At 62.8% G+C, this 17874-nt stretch carries 17 protein-coding genes; 5 read left to right on the top strand and 12 right to left on the bottom strand.

Annotated elements, in window-relative coordinates; all coding sequences use genetic code 11:
• The first annotated feature begins 96 nt into the window (after window positions 1-96).
• From ABWI03_RS06240 to ABWI03_RS34180, 3 genes are all read left to right on the top strand, one after another.
• Window positions 97-1761, top strand: coding sequence for a peptide chain release factor 3 (locus ABWI03_RS06240; protein ID WP_378375548.1), 1665 nt, complete (start codon window positions 97-99; stop codon window positions 1759-1761).
• A complete protein-coding gene (pnuC, locus tag ABWI03_RS06235) occupies window positions 1761-2411 on the top strand; it encodes a nicotinamide riboside transporter PnuC (RefSeq protein WP_124567125.1) in 651 nt (216 codons plus the stop codon). Before ABWI03_RS06240 ends, pnuC begins: the two co-directional genes overlap by 1 nt.
• A 325-nt stretch (window positions 2412-2736) precedes the next feature.
• Window positions 2737-3045, top strand: a complete 309-nt coding sequence (locus ABWI03_RS34180; RefSeq protein WP_003946211.1) for a hypothetical protein — start codon at window positions 2737-2739, stop codon at window positions 3043-3045.
• Between the two features lie 14 nt (window positions 3046-3059).
• Here the strand turns inward: ABWI03_RS34180 and ABWI03_RS06225 are convergent, their stop codons facing one another.
• The 7 genes from ABWI03_RS06225 to ABWI03_RS06195 form a co-directional block, all read right to left on the bottom strand.
• Window positions 3060-3734 (bottom strand): pyridoxine/pyridoxamine 5'-phosphate oxidase, encoded by a 675-nt coding sequence (locus tag ABWI03_RS06225; RefSeq protein ID WP_124567126.1) that lies wholly within the window; start codon window positions 3732-3734, stop codon window positions 3060-3062.
• Between the two features lie 25 nt (window positions 3735-3759).
• Window positions 3760-4260, bottom strand: a complete 501-nt coding sequence (locus tag ABWI03_RS06220; RefSeq protein ID WP_003946235.1) for a nuclear transport factor 2 family protein — start codon at window positions 4258-4260, stop codon at window positions 3760-3762.
• Window positions 4261-4357: 97 nt separating this feature from the next.
• A complete protein-coding gene (locus ABWI03_RS06215) occupies window positions 4358-4999 on the bottom strand; it encodes a TetR/AcrR family transcriptional regulator (RefSeq protein WP_234036829.1) in 642 nt (213 codons plus the stop codon).
• A gap of 5 nt (window positions 5000-5004) precedes the next feature.
• Window positions 5005-6741 (bottom strand): ABC transporter ATP-binding protein, encoded by a 1737-nt coding sequence (locus ABWI03_RS06210; protein ID WP_298774994.1) that lies wholly within the window; start codon window positions 6739-6741, stop codon window positions 5005-5007.
• On the bottom strand, window positions 6738-8651 hold the full coding sequence (locus tag ABWI03_RS06205) for an ABC transporter ATP-binding protein (RefSeq protein WP_298774992.1): 1914 nt from the start codon (window positions 8649-8651) through the stop codon (window positions 6738-6740). Before ABWI03_RS06205 ends, ABWI03_RS06210 begins: the two co-directional genes overlap by 4 nt.
• On the bottom strand, window positions 8648-9640 hold the full coding sequence (locus ABWI03_RS06200) for an ABC transporter substrate-binding protein (RefSeq protein WP_166813724.1): 993 nt from the start codon (window positions 9638-9640) through the stop codon (window positions 8648-8650). The genes ABWI03_RS06205 and ABWI03_RS06200 overlap by 4 nt, the downstream gene beginning before the upstream one ends.
• Window positions 9641-9695: 55 nt before the next feature.
• Window positions 9696-11078, bottom strand: a complete 1383-nt coding sequence (locus tag ABWI03_RS06195) for an MFS transporter (protein ID WP_298774988.1) — start codon at window positions 11076-11078, stop codon at window positions 9696-9698.
• Between the two features lie 85 nt (window positions 11079-11163).
• Between ABWI03_RS06195 and ABWI03_RS06190 the strand changes: the two genes are divergently transcribed.
• Window positions 11164-11802: a TetR/AcrR family transcriptional regulator gene (locus ABWI03_RS06190; RefSeq protein ID WP_298774986.1), complete on the top strand. Its 639-nt coding sequence runs from the start codon at window positions 11164-11166 to the stop codon at window positions 11800-11802.
• 70 nt (window positions 11803-11872) lie between these two features.
• Window positions 11873-12847: an ABC transporter substrate-binding protein gene (locus ABWI03_RS06185; protein ID WP_298774984.1), complete on the top strand. Its 975-nt coding sequence runs from the start codon at window positions 11873-11875 to the stop codon at window positions 12845-12847.
• A 1-nt stretch (window position 12848) separates the two neighbouring features.
• On the opposite strand, the gene ABWI03_RS06180 is transcribed toward ABWI03_RS06185, so the two are convergent.
• From ABWI03_RS06180 to ABWI03_RS06160, 5 genes are read right to left on the bottom strand one after another with little or no spacing between them, the layout of a single operon-like run.
• Window positions 12849-13889, bottom strand: coding sequence for an ABC transporter substrate-binding protein (locus ABWI03_RS06180; protein ID WP_298774982.1), 1041 nt, complete (start codon window positions 13887-13889; stop codon window positions 12849-12851).
• Window positions 13886-14737 carry an ABC transporter ATP-binding protein gene (locus ABWI03_RS06175; protein WP_353798756.1) on the bottom strand — a complete coding sequence of 284 codons (852 nt, stop codon included), beginning with the start codon at window positions 14735-14737 and terminating at the stop codon, window positions 13886-13888. The genes ABWI03_RS06180 and ABWI03_RS06175 overlap by 4 nt, the downstream gene beginning before the upstream one ends.
• Before the next feature lie 23 nt (window positions 14738-14760).
• On the bottom strand, window positions 14761-15810 hold the full coding sequence (fepG, locus tag ABWI03_RS06170; RefSeq protein WP_095973554.1) for an iron-enterobactin ABC transporter permease: 1050 nt from the start codon (window positions 15808-15810) through the stop codon (window positions 14761-14763).
• The gene (locus tag ABWI03_RS06165; RefSeq protein WP_124567135.1) at window positions 15807-16934 is read right to left on the bottom strand and encodes a Fe(3+)-siderophore ABC transporter permease; all 1128 of its coding nucleotides are present in this window, start codon (window positions 16932-16934) and stop codon (window positions 15807-15809) included. Before ABWI03_RS06165 ends, fepG begins: the two co-directional genes overlap by 4 nt.
• Window positions 16931-17818: a siderophore-interacting protein gene (locus ABWI03_RS06160; RefSeq protein WP_253253098.1), complete on the bottom strand. Its 888-nt coding sequence runs from the start codon at window positions 17816-17818 to the stop codon at window positions 16931-16933. Before ABWI03_RS06160 ends, ABWI03_RS06165 begins: the two co-directional genes overlap by 4 nt.
• Window positions 17819-17874 lie beyond the last annotated feature (56 nt).

Here is a 17874-nt window from a genome sequence, read left to right as displayed (position 1 = left end):
GGCACCTCGCCGGCACTGACGCCCACTTCGAGAGGTTCTTCGTTGACTACCCCGTCCGACTCGACCGTCCCTACCGACTCGACTGTCCAGTCCGACATCGAAGGCCCCGAGTCCACCGAGAGCGGGTCGGTCGCTGTCACGACGACCACCAAGGGCTTGTCCGCAGAGGCGGAGCGTCGCCGCACCTTCGCCGTCATCTCGCATCCTGACGCCGGTAAGTCGACACTCACCGAAGCGCTCGCACTGCACGCGAAGAAGATCTCCGAGGCCGGCGCCGTTCACGGCAAAGCCGGCCGCAAGTCGACGGTCTCGGACTGGATGGAGATGGAGAAGGCCCGCGGCATTTCCGTCAGTTCCACCGCACTGCAGTTCAACTACCACTCCTCCGAGACGCCGGACGAGCAGATCAACGTCATCAACCTCGTCGACACCCCCGGTCACTCCGACTTCTCCGAGGACACGTATCGCGTCCTGACCGCCGTCGACGCGGCGGTCATGCTCATCGACGCTGCCAAGGGCCTCGAACCGCAGACGCTCAAGCTGTTCCAGGTATGCCGCCACCGCGGCATTCCGGTCATCACTGTCATCAACAAGTGGGACCGGCCCGGTCAGACTCCTCTCGAACTGCTCGACGAGATCAGCGAACGCATCGGCCTCACTCCCACTCCCCTGTACTGGCCCGTCGGCATCGCCGGCGACTTCCGCGGACTGCTGCGGCGCGGCGAAGACGGTGAGGCTCGCGAGTACGTCCGCTTCACCCGTACCGCAGGCGGCGCGAAGATCGCCCCCGAAGAGGTCATGGACGCCGACGCGGCGCTCGCCAAGGAAGGCTCCGAGTGGGAGACCGCGGCCGAGGAGAGTGAGCTGCTCTCCGCTACCGGCCAGGACCACGATCAGGAGATGTTCCTCGCCGGTCAGACGTCCCCGGTGATCTTCGCGTCCGCGATGCTCAACTTCGGTGTCCGCCAGATCCTCGACACTCTCGTCGAATTGGCGCCGCCGCCGCGGGGCCGCGAAGACCTCAGCGGTAAGCCGCGCGAGGTCACCGATCCGTTCAGCGCGGTCGTCTTCAAGGTGCAGGCCGGTATGGACACCGCGCATCGTGACCGACTGGCATTCATGCGCATCGTCTCCGGCGTGTTCGAGCGCGGCATGGTCGTCACGCACGCCCAAACCGGCAAGCCATTCACGACCAAGTACGCCCAGACGGTCTTCGGCCGTGAACGTTCCACCGTCGAATCCGCGTTCCCCGGCGATGTCGTCGGCCTCGTCAACGCCACCGCACTCGCACCCGGTCACACGCTGTACACCGAGAAGAAGGTGGAGTTCCCGCCGATTCCGTCGTTCGCGCCGGAACACTTCTCGATCCTGCGCGCCGAAAGCGCCGGCAAGTACAAGCAGTTCCGCCGAGCGGTCGACCAACTCGATTCCGAGGGCGTCGTCCAGATTCTTCGCAACGACATCCGCGGCGACGCCTCCCCCGTCATGGCGGCTGTCGGCCCGATGCAGTTCGAGGTTGTCGCAGCGCGCATGAAGGCCGAGTTCAACGTCGAGGCCAAGATGGAACCGCTCGGCTACGCATTGGCTCGCCGTACCGACGCCGCGTCCGAGGTCGAACTGAACCGTCAGCGCGGTGTGGAGGTCTTCACCCGATCCGACGGCGTCCTGCTCGCCCTGGTCAGTGACAAGTGGCGACTGCAGTACATCCAGAAGGAACTCCCGGATCTGACGCTCGAACCCCTCGTCGCTGCTGCGGACTGATGAGCCTGATCGAGGCGCTGTTCGACGCCGAGCTGCACATCGGCAGCGCCACGATTCTCTGGCGAGAGATCATCGGAAACGCGTTCGGAATAGGCTCCGCGATCGCGGGCGCGCGACGCTCGGTATGGGCGTGGCCTGTCGGTATAGCCGGAAATGCCTTGTTGTTCACGGTGTTCATGGGCGCGCTTTTCCACACGCCGCAAGAGCTCAATCTCTACGGCCAGGCCGGCCGTCAGTTGTTGTTCGTCACCGTCAGCATCTACGGATGGACCCAGTGGCGACGTGGGGCACGTGACTCCGGTCGCGCAGTCCTGCCCCATTGGGCGACAGCCCGCGAGCGCATCGCCATGATCGCCGTCATGGCAAGCGGCACAATCGCTTTCGCCTGGATCTTCGACCTTCTCGGCTCGTACGGAGCGTGGGCGGAGGCCTGGATCTTCACTGGCTCCATCCTCGCGACGTACGGCATGGCACGCGGCTGGACCGAGTTCTGGCTCATCTGGATCGGCGTCGACGCCGTTGGTGTTCCCCTTCTCTTCCGAGCCGGCTACTACCCTTCGGCGATCCTCTATCTGGTCTACGCATTCTTCGTGTTGTGGGGCTTCGCAATGTGGCTGCGCATTCAACGCCGAACTCCACAAGGGGTGTGACCATAAACGAACTCCTGGTATGTTTGCGTCGATTAAGCAAACCAGCGGTCTGTTTACGGGCATCAGGAGCGAAACAATGGAAGACAAGAATTCCCACGGAATAGCGGGCCCCAACGGTTCCGGCAACGGATCGAGAGCCAATGGTTCCGCGAGTAATGGTTCTGCGAGCAACCTTTCCACGGGTAACGGTTCTGCGAGCAACGGTTCCAACAGTGCCACCGCCACAGCGGATTTTCTGTCGACCGCACCCAAGCAATCGGACGCATTCACGTTTCCGCTTCCTGCCCGAACCACGGCCGCACACAGCAGCGGAGAGGACCTTTCAGTGCCAGCTTCAACACGCGAATCATCGAGGACACTCGAGACTCGGAGTCGCACCGTCGTCCGGCGCGACGCGATGGGCGTAGCCGCCGTTCGAGTGGCCGGGCGACTCACCCACACCGAACTCATCGCAAATCAGGCCTCACCCTCGAGCACGCACTCCTCCGACCCGACGACGGATCTGGACGAGTTGCTCACGATGCTCGGCAGCTACCTGTTGTCGTCGGGCTTCGAGCACCCCGAAATCCACGCCAAGCTCGGTGGACAGTCGATCGTCGTCAACCTCGTGTCGCCGGAGATCAGCGCCAGCTGAGCTCGACCAACTGTTCAGGGCCACAGCACTGCGCGTGTCCATGCTCGGTCCGAGCCACGCCGGTACAACCACCGCTGATGCCGACGCCCGGAGTCTGCCTGCCAGAACTCGACAGACTCCGGCTCGAGGCACCACGCCCGCCAGTCCTTCGACACGAACCCCGGGTCGCCGCCGATTCTCGCTTCCGCAGCGGCCACCGATGTCTCGTACGCCCCGGAGTCTTCGAGTACCTCACTCTGCTTACTCGCCGTCGCCACCGCCCTCGCAGTGACGGATCGTTCGACGAAGTCGCGGGTCCGAATTGCGTCGTCACCCTCGCGAACCAATCCGCGAATCCGGACCTGCTGGCCCGTCTCACGCCAGTAGAACGCCAGGGATGCTCGCGGATTTTCTTTCAGCTCAACACCTTTCGGTGAAGCAGCCGAACCGGAGAACCAGAAACCACCCTCGGTCACGTCCTTGAGAATGAGGAAGCGGGAATCAGGCATACCGTCACCGTCCACGGTCGAGAGCGCACACACGTGTGGCTCGACGACCCCGAAGGCCACGGCCGCACGGAGCCAGTCGAGGAACAACTCTCCCGGCTTCTCCGGAAAATGTTCAGGCGCGGGCGGCGGAGTTCCGGTCAGTGCGGGGATACCGCGAATCCACGTCCGTACGTCAGGCAGCGAGAAATCTGCATCAACCATGAGCCGACTCTAATCGTGAGCGGCCTCAGGAGACGTTGCGAACTACCGAGTCGCCGAACGACGGTTGCTGCAGCAGTGCCCACTTGTTGGACGTCAATCGGAAACTCGGCATGTCGGCGAGCGCCACCACAGATTCCCAGGTTCGCTCGTAGCTCGTGTGGGAGATTCGCCATTCACCGTCGCTGCAGCGGGTGTATCTGTCGTGATAGAAGGCCGATCCGCGAAGCAGCATGCCGTCTTCGGGGATGACCACTGTGTCCGCGAGGCACCAGATCCCGGTTGCGGTGTCTCCGTCGACGTCGATCTCGGGTTGCCCGCACTGATGTTCGGTGATGATGTGTGAGCCGAGGGTGTTCTCGAGGAAGGAGACGAATGAATCCCGGGAATCGAAACTGAGTTGTTCTCCATAGATCGCGGTGGCGTCGACGGTCAAAGTGTCGGCGAATTCGACCCACGATTTGGTGTCCAAGGCGCGTGCGTATCGGTACTTGAGTCTTTGGATGAGAACAATCGCTTCGAGATCCATGATCCCCGCCTCCCGGTGCAGCAACCACCCGTCCTATGTGTGCACATTAGCCTGTATCACGCCGAAACGGGCATTACTCTCAAAGCTAGTAGAAATGTCAGCCGATAACACGCTTTTCCAGGCCGTCGAGCATGATCGTGATCTTCTCGTCCAACCATCCTCGCCCGTGCCACGTCGATTCGTCGCCGATCCCCTCGACCAACGACTCCGACGCATTCCAGCTCTCTTGATACGCCTGGCGCGCAGAACGTGAATCCGCGGAGCTCACGGTCTTGTCCATCGCCGCCATCATGGCGAACTGCGTCATGGTCACCTCGGAGATGAAGTCCACCGCCAGGACTGCGTCATGTGGTGTGAAGCCTTGCGCAGTCAACGAACCGACCAGTCTCTCCACGATCTCGATTATCGCCGGCGGCGTGCCCGGAACTGCGAGACCGACCTGGGCTAGACCTGGATAGCGCTCGAACGAGGACCACAGAACGTCGCAGAAATCCTTCAGGAATTCACGCCACGGGCGATTTGTATCGGGCCATACAGTCTGACGCACAACATGATCCGAGCAGGCCCGCAGCAGCGCTTCGCGGTCGGCGAAGTAACGATAAAGTGCAGAATGACTGACGCCCAGACGTTTTGCCACACTCGGCATGGTCAATTCACTCAGATCACCAGCCAGGGCGGCCTCGACGATGTCCGCTGTCGACAACGTCGGCGGCCGCCCCGTCTTCTTTCCGGTCTGCATTCTGCTCAGCTTGCCACCAACCGCCATCCCGACGCACGGTGGCGCTGATTCCAGAACGCGGCGTAGTTCCCACCGGCTGCGAGCAGAACTTCGTGGGTTCCCACTTCGACGATCGAACCGTCGTCACCGAGCACGATGATCTGGTCTGCGGCCACGACGGTCGACAGTTTGTGAGCGATCACGAGCAGTGTGCTTTCACTGGCGAGTTCCTGCATCGCACGCTGCACATGGGCCTCGTTCTCGGGATCGAGCGCGGCCGTCGCCTCGTCGAGCAGAACGATAGGTGCTCGTTTGAGGAGTGCGCGCGCGATGGACACCCGCTGCCGCTCTCCACCGGACAGCGCCGTCCCGCCCTCACCGACACGGGTGTCCCAACCCCGCGGGAGGCGCTCGACGATTTCCGCGACGCCCGCGATCCGAGCGACGTCGAAGACCTCCTCGTCCGTGGCTTCGGGGCGGCCGAGGCGGATGTTCGCGATCAACGTGTCGTCGAAGAGGTACACGTCCTGGAAGACCAGGGACAACTGCGACATCAGGTCGGCACTCGTGAGGTCCCGTACGTCGACACCACCGACACGCACTACCCCGGAGTCGACGTCGTAGAAGCGCGAGATCAGCCGGGTGACGGTTGTTTTGCCAGACCCTGACGGACCGACCAACGCCGTCAACGACTTCCGTGGCACGTCGAAGGAGATGTTTCGCAGAACCTGCCCGCCGTCGGCGTAACCGAAGTCGACGGCGTCGAACTGCACGGCCGTCTCCCCCGTCGCCTGCCCGCTGGTATCGGGTTCGACCAGTGGTTCCACTTCGAGGATCTCGGACATCCGACGGATTTCGTTGCGTGCCATTCTGATTGCACCGCCGAACTCGCCGATCTCACCCAGCGGCTGGATGAACCGTGCGGTCAGGCCGAGTAGCGCGATCAACGTGACCGGGCCGATGTCGCCGCCGAGCGCGAGGAACGCGCCCAGGATGATCACGGCAGAGAACACGAACTGCAGGGCGATCCCGTTCACCACGGAACCGATCACCACGAACCACAGTTGTGAACGACCAGCGGTGTGCTGAGCTTCGATCGCGTCGTCGAGCGGCTCGTACACCCCGTGGGTGCGTCCGAAAGCACGCAGGACCGGTTGGCAACGCGCGTATTCGAGCACTCGATTGTTCGACTCGACGGCCGCGGCATGCGCTCGATCGTCGGCCTTGGCAGTCATCGTCGCTGCAAATCGTGCTGCCACGAACAGAATCGGAACACTGATCACCAGTGCGAGCCCGAGCCGCCAATCGAAGAACAGCATGCACACGACAATGGTTGCCGGGCTGGCGATTCCGGAGATGATCGGCGTCATCAGATGCGCAGCCGCCCCCATCACCGAGATGGTGCCCTTGCTGGCGACCTGCGATACCTGACCGAGTCGGCCGGCACCGAACCAACCGAGCGGGAGTGTGACGAGGTGATCGCCGAGGCGCAGATGCATCGTCCGCAGCAGAGTGAGTGCCGACTCGAACCCCTTTATGGCCTGCAGGTAGTGCGCAATCGAACTGATCACGGCGCACACGGCCATCGCGGCGAGCCACCGAACGAAACTGCCCCAGTCCTGCTCGAACAGCGCCTGCACGGTCGGCACGAGCAATGCCACGGCCAACCCTTGCATCACGCCGTACAACACTGCCCACACCAGGAACTCGCGATAGCGGCCCTGATTCTGCGGGCCGAGTATCCGGAAGAGGTCGCGAATCATGAGTTGGCCTTTCCTGCTGCGTCAGACATACCTGCGATGCTGTCGGCCCGACTGTTTCCAATCGAGTCGGCCCGACTGTGTCCAATCGAGTCGGCCCGACTGTGACTCGCCCACATCCGGGCATACGTTGAACCATTCGCCACGAGCTGATCGTGCGTGCCCTTCTCCACGATCCGCCCGGCGTCGAGGACCACGATCTGATCGGCACTCACGATCGAAGCCAACCGGTGCGCGATCACCAGCACCGTACGGCCGACCGTCAAGCGCGACAACGCTTCCTGGATATCGGCTTCGGACTCCGGGTCCGCGAACGCCGTCGCCTCGTCGAGCACGAGAACAGGGGTATCCGCGAGGATCGCCCGCGCGATGGAGACTCGTTGCGCCTCACCGCCCGAGAACCTGGCGTCGACTCCGACCACGGAGTCGTACCCTCTCGGAAGCGCTTCGATTCGGGTGTCGATCTGCGCAGCCGCGGCGGCAACCTTCACCTCCGCCAACGACGCCTGCGGCCGGGCAAGCCGAATGTTGTCGAGCACAGTCGCTTCGACCAGCTGCACGTCCTGCAGAACGAATCCGACGTGGCGGTACAGCTCGTCGGTAGCGACTTCCCTGACGTCGACACCACCGATCACCACGGATCCGGCACGCACATCGTGGAACCTCGGAACCAGCGTCGCCAGCGTCGACTTACCCGAACCCGAAGGTCCGACCAACGCCGTCACCGTCCCCTCCGGCAGTGTGAGATCGATGTCGGACAGAACATCGGCGGCGTCGTCGTAGGCGAAGGAGACTCCGGAGAATCGAACTTCGTTCCCCGCAGGCTTTTTCGGATGATCGGTTTCCGGCAGAGCGTCGGTTGCGAACAGCGCGATCAGTCGCGCCGCAGCGGCGGCTGCCTCACGGCGTGCCTGCATACCGAAACCGATGGTCGTCACCGACACCGGAATCACCATCGCGACAAGAGAACTGGTCAGCACATCGATGGGTGACACCCATCCGGAGTGGACGAACCACGAACCGAGACCAAGGTTGACCACCAGCACTACCGGTGCACTCAATGCAATCGAGGCCAGCGCCTCGGTTCGCAGCATCGGGCGAACCCAACCCTCGTACGAGACGGCGAAAGCCTTGGCGGCATCACGGTATCGAGAATGTGACTGCTTGTCCTGACCGAAAGTTTTGACCACTGCGATGCCGGTGACGAACTCGACGATGGTGTTGCTGATAGCCGCGATGCCCTCATTCATCCGGCTCATCTTGACTGCCATGTCCTTGGTCATCGTCGCATAGGCGATCATGTAAATCGGGAGTGTGGCAATCGCGACCAATCCCAGACGCCAGTCGATCGAAATCACGTAACCGAGCCCGACCAGTGGCACCGCGATGGCGCCGGTGGTCTCGACGGCGCTGTGTGCAACCAGGTAGTGGAGATCGGAGATGTCGTTCTGCGCGGCTTTGCGCACGGTTCCGGACGAGTGGGAGGTGAACCAGCCCAGTGGAAGTCGACCGAGAGTCGCTGCGATTCGACGCCGCAGCACCGCCTGCAGATTCACGTCGGCGAAGTGCGTCACGATCAACGCACCGCCTCCGAAGAACGCACGCATACCCAGACCGAAGACGACCACCCACACGATCGTCCAGACACGAGACGAGTCGATGTCACCGCCCACGATCAGCGTCTTACCGAGTTCGGCGATGGCCACGTACGGCACGATGGCCGCGACCGCGGCGATCACCTGCATCACCATCGCGATGGTGGTCCGCGTGCGAACTGGAGCAAGGAGTTCGCGTAGCGCACTCTTGTGCGCCGCCGCTTCCGCCTTGGCTCGCGAGGCTTCGGCCGCAGATCCGTGCGGTGCGTCAGCCTCCGCCGGTGGAACGTCTGCTGCCTTGTCCTGTGTTGTCGTCATTTCGAGAACGCCTTCCATCGGGTGACTGCGTCGGTGTCGGATGCGATGCGGCCCTGGAGTTCCGCGCCGGTGAGAGTGCGATCGGCAAGAGCCTGGAGGTCTTCGAGGATCCAGTAGACCGCGAAAGGATAGCTGCCGAACCAAAGTTCACCGCTCACGTCCGCCGTGCGTCCGGCCTTCACTGCGGCGATCTCGTTGAACAGTGGATTTGCGTGAACGAGAGCGCCGTCGTAGATGTTGCCCGAGGTCACGACCATCGCGTCCGCCGCGTGCTGTCCAACCTCCTCGCCCGACACCGAAGACGTGGCAACACCTGTGTTGGGGCCGATCTTCGCGTCGAGTTCGGCTTGCGGGCGCCCGAAACCGGCTTCCTCGATGATCGAGGACATCGGCGACTCCGGAATGACGGTGTAAATGCCGCCGGAGAATCCCACCAGCACTGACAACGTCTGTGGTTGCGCCTCGACCGTTCCGGATACTTCGGCAAATTTGGTCTCGAGCCTCGACACGATTTCGCGAGCTTCGGACTCTCGACCCAATGCAGTCGCCGCGGTATTCAGAACTTCGCGCCACGGCGCCGCATAGGCGAGCACCGTCGTCGGGGCAATCTCGTTGGCCTGCGAGGTGATCGACGTCAGCGAGCCGACATCACTGAGCAGGATTCGGTCAGGATGAACGGCCGCGATCTGCTCCACATCTGGTGACTGGAAGAACGTCGGTTTGTCGATGACCTCGATCCCCTCGCTCTGCAATATCTCCTTCGCCGCGTGCGATTGCAGCGTGGCGAAGACCGTATCGGGCCTGACCCCGAGCGTGAGTGCGTTGAGCGCTGCAAACTCGTCCAGTGCGAGCAATTTCTGAGGTGCAGGTACGGCCGACGACTCGCCTGTTTCCGATGCGTCTGCGTCATCGCCGCCCACGGAGCAACCGACAAGCGCCGTTGCTGTCGCTGCGAGTGCCGTTGCTCGTAGGACCCACTGCTGACGCATCTATCTCTCCCTGCCTTAGTTACATGCTGTCTCTATTAGGGGAGCCTACAATAACTCATGCCGTTTGTGCAGCCTTCTTCACCGGAAGTGCAATTGCCGGCAGACAGGCGACGACACTGATGGATGCACCCATCACGAACGCCACCGCGAACGAGTCGCCGGAAATGCCGATCGCCAGGACTGCCGTGGTCACCGGCGCACCCACCGCCGATCCCACAGTCCTGATCACGCTGTTCACACCACTGGCTGCCGCCATTTCCGATGGTGGGACGATCGAGGCAACCAACAGGGCGCAGACCGCGAATCCCACGCCGTTCCCCAAGCCGACGAGGGAGAAGAACGCGACGATCGCAACCACTGAACTCGGCCAGATCGCGAGTCCGACTGCGCCCGCCGCCATGAGGGCAAGCGCCATGACCGCGGGCACCCGCGGCCCGTATCTCCGCGAGAGAGCCGGCGTCAAGCGGCCACCGAGGAAGACGAGGACAGCGGCGGGAAAGAGTGCCAACCCCGTCTGTACAACGGTGAATCCGCTTCCATACGTAGATGATTCCGGCGCTTGGAGGATCCGCGGCAGGCAAAGGTAGAAGATGTACGGCACGAACCCGAACACCAGGGTGAGTGCACTGGTGATCATCATCGGCTTGTCCCGAAAGACTCGCATGTCGACGATCGGCGCGTCGTGGCGGGAATCCACGGCAATCAATACTGCGAACGAGACGAACGCGATCACCACCAGACCCCAGAATCCTAGCGACAGGACTCCCCAGTCGGAGGCCTTGGTTATCGCCAGGAGCAAGCTCACCAGCCCGAACGCCAGGGCACCGGCACCGGCCCAGTCCGTCGGCATACCCGGCCGGCGATGCGAACCAGGAACCACAGCCACTACCGCAGCCAACGCGAGCACGATCAAGATGCCGGTGATCACGAACAGCCACTGCCAACTGAGATACTCGAGAATGACGCCGCCGATCACCAGTGCACTTCCGGCACCGATCCCCAAAGTCCCAGCGAGCCAACCTATCCCCGAAGACAACTCGGGGCCTGCGACCGTTCTCCGCAGCACTGCCATCGCGAGTGGGAAGCTCGCCATACTCACTCCCTGGACAGCCCGAACGGCAAGCAGCACGCCGATATTCGGGGCGGCCGCCGCGGCGAATGTCGCGAGAGCAAAGATGATCAGGACGATCACCAGGACTCGCTTGTCCCCGAAACGGTCACCCATCGCCCCGACGATCGGAGCCAGCACCGCGGCCGCCAACAGGTACGACGTCAGAATCCAGCCCGTAACCGCCGCGGATGTCTCGAAGTGCTCACCCAACACCGGCAACGCCGGCACCAGCATGGTCTGCATGAGCGAGTAGACGAGTACCGCCCCAGCCAGCGCGGCGATCACCCGACTCCCGGATCGCACGGGCGTCTCCACCAAGGTTGCCATCATTACCTTCCTCTGGATCACGATTTGAATCGGAACGGAGCATTCCGTTCCGATTCAGTAGATCACGCATTGCTAGCCTGTGGGGATGGTGAAAGAGAATGCGGGCCTTCCCGGGCGCGCCCGCGAAGCCGCAGACAACGACGTCACCGTCCTGCGCGCAGCACGCGAGATCTTCGCCGAACAGGGTTGGAATGCACCGGTATCGGCAATCGCCGCACGCGCCGGAGTCGGAGTCGGAAGCATCTATCGGCGCTACCGCGGCAAGGAGGAGCTGGCGCAAGCCCTACGCGTCTGGGCGATCGACCACCTCGCCACTCTTGCCAGAGAGTGCGTGAGCAACGCAGACACCGACGAAGCCGTACTGAAGACGTTCTTCTCGCGATACCTCACCGAATCGGTGGGACCGCTCATTCCCGTCCTCGGCGGCAGATTGCCCGAACACGCCGAAGTAACCCGCGCCGCAGCTGAATTGGAGGCCGCACTGCAGTCGATGGTCGACGCCTGCATCGACACTCGCGAAGTCCCGCCCGACTTCACCTCTGCTGACGTCATGCTCATGACAGTGCATCTGCGGCCGACCCTGCCGATCGAGGGCGATCGAGCCACCGAAATACACACGCGCTACCTCGACTTCATGCTCGACGGACTTCGTGGCGGAAACCCCCGACCGTCGAGCACTCCCCCGTCCTGGAGCGAATGGCTTCAGATGTGGCAGGGCAACTGACCCCGACGACCCCCGAGCGATGGATCAGGTTAGGCTTACCTGGCTTAGTTCTCCATGTTCGGAAGGTTCCATGAAAATCAATCGCCGTCTCACCGGCTTCGCCGTACTACCCGCCGTTGCGGCGCTCCTCCTCACCGGCTGCGGAAGCAGCGACGCACCATCTTCTACCGCGACCGATTCCGCCGACCAGTCCTGGAGTTATACAACGGGATACGGCAACACGATCACCCTCGATCATGCCCCCGAGCGGATCGTCGTCGATGCGTATTCCGCAGCTGCGCTGTGGGACTACGGCATTCGGCCGGTCGGAATCTTCGGTTACGGCGTCGGCAATCCAGACGTCACCGATCACGCCGACGAGTCGACGATGACCGTCGTCGGCCGGGAAGGTGAACTCAGCGCGGAAGCTCTTGCCGCACTGGATCCCGACCTCGTCATCGGGTACGGCAACAGCGACGACCCGACCCGCTGGACATGGTGGGACGAGCCGATGGGCAAGACCGTCAACAATGTCGCACCGTTTGTCGGCGTCAAATTCTCCGGAGCCTCGACACCGGACGTGTTGAGCGAATACGCCTCACTCGCCGAAGCTCTCGGCGGGAACACCGACACAGCCGCAGCACGCGAGGGCAAGGAAGCATTCGACTCCGGTGCAGAGCGCATCCGGACGGCCGCGGCCAAGGTCGACGACATCGAAGTCCTCGCCCTGAACGGTGACGGGTCCGAGTTGTACGCAGGCACAACAGCGCTCGCTCAGTTCGGGTACCTGAAGGAACTCGGCGTGAAGTTCACCGGCCCGGGAGGCGACAAAGGCTGGGCCGATCTCAGCTGGGAACAGGTCCCGGACTATCCGGTGGACATCGTGTTCCAGTTCGCGAAGTCGGCAGAAGCATTCGCAGCATCACCGGTGTTCGTCAAGCTGCCCGCGGTGACCGCGAACCAGGTGATCGACTTCGACGACAAGCGTCCCAACACCTACGCCAATTACGGCGCCTGGTTCGAGCAGGTTGCTCAGCTACTCGACCAGGCCCGCAACGTCGCCTGACCTACTGCCCAGCGGTGAATCGCCCGGCCGCTTCCTCGAGAACGTCGAGGAAGATGGCCGCGGTGAGCGCGAATCCTTGGTTGTATCGTGCGTCGCTCGTCAACACGTTGCCCGCCTGAACTGCAGGCAACCGCTGCCACGTCGGCTGCGTCTTGATCGCGTCGAGCGCTTCCTGATCGCGCGCCTGGGCGATGATCACATCCGCCGGAGCCAACGTGTCGAGTTGCTCGAACGACAACTCGAACGAGTTCTCTGCATTGTCGTCGTCACGGAAAAGTACGTCCAGGCCGGCATCGATGGCAACACTGATCCGCAGATTCCGCTGATGCACAAGGAATCCGGTCGGCGTCTGAACGCCGAACACGATCTTCTTTCCGCCCAGCTTCTCCTGCAACATCGGTCGCAGTCTCGCGAGCTTGTCGTCGTACTCCGCGATGGAAGCCTCGGCGATCGCCACACGATCGAGCTGGCTCGCCTGCGCCATCAGTGCACCTCGCCAGTCGACCGGGTGTCCGGCGATCGGCTCGACGTCGTCGCCGACGACCAACAGCGGCGCGATGGAAGACAAGCGCTCCGTGCCGTACCAGTCACTGGTGTAACCGATCGCGGTGATGACGATCAGGTCGGGCTCGAGAGCGAGCAGAGCCTCGAAATTGGTGGAGAAGTCGCCGGCGACGTTGACGAAGCTCGCGTCCTCGATGGTGCGGCCGGGAAATTGGAATCCTGCCTTGGCGTCGGGGAACCAGAAGTTCCCCGAACCGACGATCGGGTAATCCATCATCATGGCGAATTCGAGGTCGACGCGGCCGTCGAGCACCACCACACGCTTCGGGTCGCGCGGAATGTCGCCACTGAACTCGGCCCACGCGTACGGGAGAGTGTCACTGGCAGAGTCGGATTCGCTGTCGGAGCTTCCGCAGGCGCTCAGCGCCAGTGCTGCAGCCACACCGGCTGCGCCACCGAAGAATCGACGCCGTGAAATGCGGTCGACGATCTGAGCCCACTCCGATTCGGTGACCTGCGCATCCAGGACGAGTGTCATACCTTTGCTCCTTCGATGTTTCGCTGACGCTCGCGTCCCAGCGGAATGACAAGCGGTGTATGGGAAACCGGATCGTCGATGATGCGGCACGCCATGCCGAACACCTCCTGCACCAGTTCTTCGGTGATGATCTCCGCGGGCGGGCCTTCGGCGACCACGGCGCCGTCCTTCATCGCGATGATGTGAGTTCCGTAGCGGCACGCGTGATTGAGATCGTGAAGCACCGCCACCAGCGTGTGTCCGTCGTTCTCGTTCAGATCGCGGCACAGCTCCAGCAGCTCGATCTGATGCGCGATGTCGAGGAACGTCGTCGGCTCGTCCAGCAGCACCAACGGAGTCTGCTGCGCGAGAACCATAGCGACCCAGACACGTTGGCGCTGACCACCGGACAGTTCGTCGACCGGCCTGGCCGACAGATCCGTGACCTTGGTTGCCTCCATCGCCTTGATGACGGCGGCTTCATCCTCCCGGGACCACTGACGGATCAGCTTCTGGTGCGGATAACGTCCTCGCGCAACCAGATCGGCGACTTTGATGCCGTCCGGGGCGATCGACGTCTGCGGCAGAAGCCCGAGTCGCCTCGCGACTTCCTTGGCCGGGTACGACGTGATCGCCTTGCCGTCGAGGAGAACTTTGCCGGTAGTCGGCTTGAGCAACCGCGACAACGCACGCAGAAGCGTCGACTTGCCGCAGGCGTTGGGGCCGACGATGACGGTGAAGCCACCGTCGGGGATCTCGACGTCGAGGTGCTCCGAGATGACGCGCTTGTCGTTACCGATCGTGACGTCCTCGGCGCGAAGCCGATTCGTCCTTTCAGCCACGACGGCGGCCGTACTTGTCTCGTTCACGCTGTTCCTCGTTCCTTCACCGATCACTGCTTACGTGCCTCTCGCGCGAGAAGCCATACGAAATAGATGCCACCGATGGAGACGGTGACGACGCCGACCGGCAACTGTGTCGGTGCGAAAGCTCGTTGCGCCACCCAGTCGCTGACCATCAGCAGCGCTCCACCCATCGCCGCCGACGGCAGCAGGGTCACTCCGGCACTACCGGTCAATCGCCTCACCAACTGCGGAGCCGCCAGCGAGACGAATCCGATCGGTCCGGCCGCCGCCGTCACCATGGCCGTCAGTGCGACGCCGAGAACAACCAGGGAAAGTCGCGTGGGTTCGGCCCGGACGCCGAGCGCCTTGGCGGCGTCGTCACCCATCTCGAGCATCTGCATCCGCCTGCCCAACACCAGGATCAGCGGAACGAGTATGGCCAGCACGACGACCACCGGCCACACCTGGGTCCAGCCGAGACCGTTCAGCGAACCGGCACCCCACACTGCGGCAGCCATGGCGTCGTCGAGTTTCGCCTTGAGGATCATCCAGGTGTTGACCGAGCCCAACATCGCACTGATGGCGATACCGACGATGATCAACCGGAATCCCTGCACACCACGTTTGTACGCAAGGAGGTAAACCACTGCTGCGGTGGCGATACCGCCTACCAAGGCGCCGACTGCGATCTCGTAGTAAGTGCCACCGATGAGGAGGATGACCACCAGAGCGCCCGTGTACGCACCCGAGTTGAAGCCGATGATGTCCGGGCTACCCAACGGGTTCCTGGTGAGCGACTGGAAGATTGCACCACTCATGCCGAGTGCCGCACCGAGCATCAGCGCCAACAGAACTCGGGGCAGACGCCATTCCACGACGACCATGTGAATACGCGCGGGAGCCTCGCCGAACAGTGCGCCGAGGACGTCCCCGATCGGCACCTGGTAGTCACCACTACCGAGCGCGATGACACCGATCGCCAGTGCAAGCGCAACGAGGACGAGGCAGACCGTGACCGTGCGGACGTCGATCCGCGCGGACCAGCCTTCTTTGGGTGAGCGCACCACCGTGGTGGGGCGCCCGAAATCGATGCTCACAGACCGCTCACCTTGCTTCGACGCACCAGCATGATCAGCACCGGAGCACCGATGAAGGCCGTGACGATACCGACCTGAAGTTCACCCGGGCGCAGCACGATTCGGCCGACGACGTCGGAGAAGAGGAGAAGAATCGGCGAACACACCAATGTGTACGGAAGAATCCATCGCTGATCGGGTCCGACGAACCATCTCGCGACGTGCGGAACCATCAGACCGACGAATCCGATCGGTCCGGCCGCAGCCGTCGCCGCGCCACACAGCAACGTCACCGCGATCACGCCGAGAATACGAGTGCGAGTGATATTGGCACCGAGCGAACGTGCCAGATCGTCACCCAAAGCCACGGCATTGAGCTGGCGTGCCAACGCGAGCGCCAGGAAGAGCCCGATGAGGATGAAGGGTGCAACAGCCAGAACGATTTCCAAGGAACGCCCGCTGAGTGAGCCGGCATTCCACTGGCGCATCTGGTCGAAAGCGGTCGGGTTGAGCAGGGTGATGCCGGAGGAGATGCCGCCGAGCACGGAGCCGATGGCGACACCGGCCAGCGTCAGCCGAATGGGCGTTGCACCGCCCCTGCCGATCGAGCCCAACGTGTAGACGATCGCCGTGGCTATCACCGCGCCGAGGAAAGCGAACCAGATATAGGACCAGATGCTGGTCAGGCCGAAGACCGCGACGGCAACAACCATCGCGAACCCCGCACCGGCATTGACACCGAGAATTCCGGGGTCAGCCAAGGGATTTCGTGTCATCGCCTGGATGAGGCCACCGGCGACACCGAGCGCCATGCCGACTATCAGACCGAGGAGAGTACGCGGTAGCCGCAGGTCACGGATGATCACGTGATCATTGGAATCGTCGTAGTTCACCAGCGCGTCGATCACGGTGCCGAACGGAATGGTCTTCGATCCCACCGCGATGCTCAGGAGGAGCACGGCGGCGAGCACCACCAGGCACACCAGAAGCCCGGCCATGCGACGAGAGTTTGTCGATACCAGCCCGTCCGGTTGCTTCTGCTTTTCTTGCAGCGACTCGTCGATCAGTTCTTCGGTGTGTTTGTCGGAGGCGCTCTTGTCAGCCTGACTCTTGTCGACGGCGCTCTTGTCCAGTCCAACGCTCACAATCCGGCGCTCTCTAGAGTCTTCTCGACCTCGTCGCGGATCTCTTCCTCGTCGCGGTCGGATTCCCAGGCAGCATCGAGTGCAGCGCGGACACTCTCGTCGAGGGCCTCGTATTTCGCATTCCACACCTCGGCCTTGTAGGTCCAGTAGCCGATGACCTTGTACTGCTCACCCGGCAACTTCAGTTCGTGGCGAAGGTACTTGCGGATGTCACGGAGCATCGTGCTTTCGCCTGCCACCCACACGTATCCGAGTTCGGTCGGAAGGTTCATCGCGCGAACAGCATCCGGGAGCTTCGACGGTGCAACACCGTTGCCACTGCCGACCAGCCAGATGAACTCGACGTCGGCGGCCGAGGCGATCTGCTGCTTGTGAGACTCGTCCACCACCTCGACGATCGCCTTGGCCGACATGCCGGCGGGCAACTGTTCGATCAAGCGCCCGAGTGCGGGGAGTCCAGTCGCGTCGGCGACGAACACCTGCCAGCGCGCGTCGGCCGGCGGCTCGTAGAGGCCACGAGACTCGCCGATCGCCAACTTGTCACCGATCTCGGCCTTCTGTGCCCAGTCGCTCGCGACACCACCCTCGTGAACGACGAAGTCGATCGTCATGCGGCTGGTCTCGGAATCGAACCGTCGCACGGTGTACGGCTGGCACGGGGACGGTTCCTCGCCCTCCGGGTATCGCCAACCGCGCGGTGCATCCGGATCTTCCGCCGGCAGTACGAACTTGCCCGTGGCCGGGACCGGGAAGTGGAGACGCAGGTATTCGTCACCGGTACCGGTGGTTTCGAAGGCGGTCAGCTCCTCCCCACCGAACACGATACGAACCATTCCCGGGGTCACGTACTCCTTGTGAAGTACCTCGCCGAACACAAGACTCACAACAATCTCCAACATCGATGGAACATGAACCGGACCCGAACACGAGGATCAATCCG

Origin of the sequence: Rhodococcus baikonurensis (assembly GCF_040489275.1) — a bacterium.
Taxonomy (GTDB): Bacteria; Actinomycetota; Actinomycetes; order Mycobacteriales; family Mycobacteriaceae; genus Rhodococcus_F; species Rhodococcus_F baikonurensis.
Note: the sequence above shows the minus strand (reverse complement) of the source record. Positions and strands in the feature narration are given on the sequence as shown.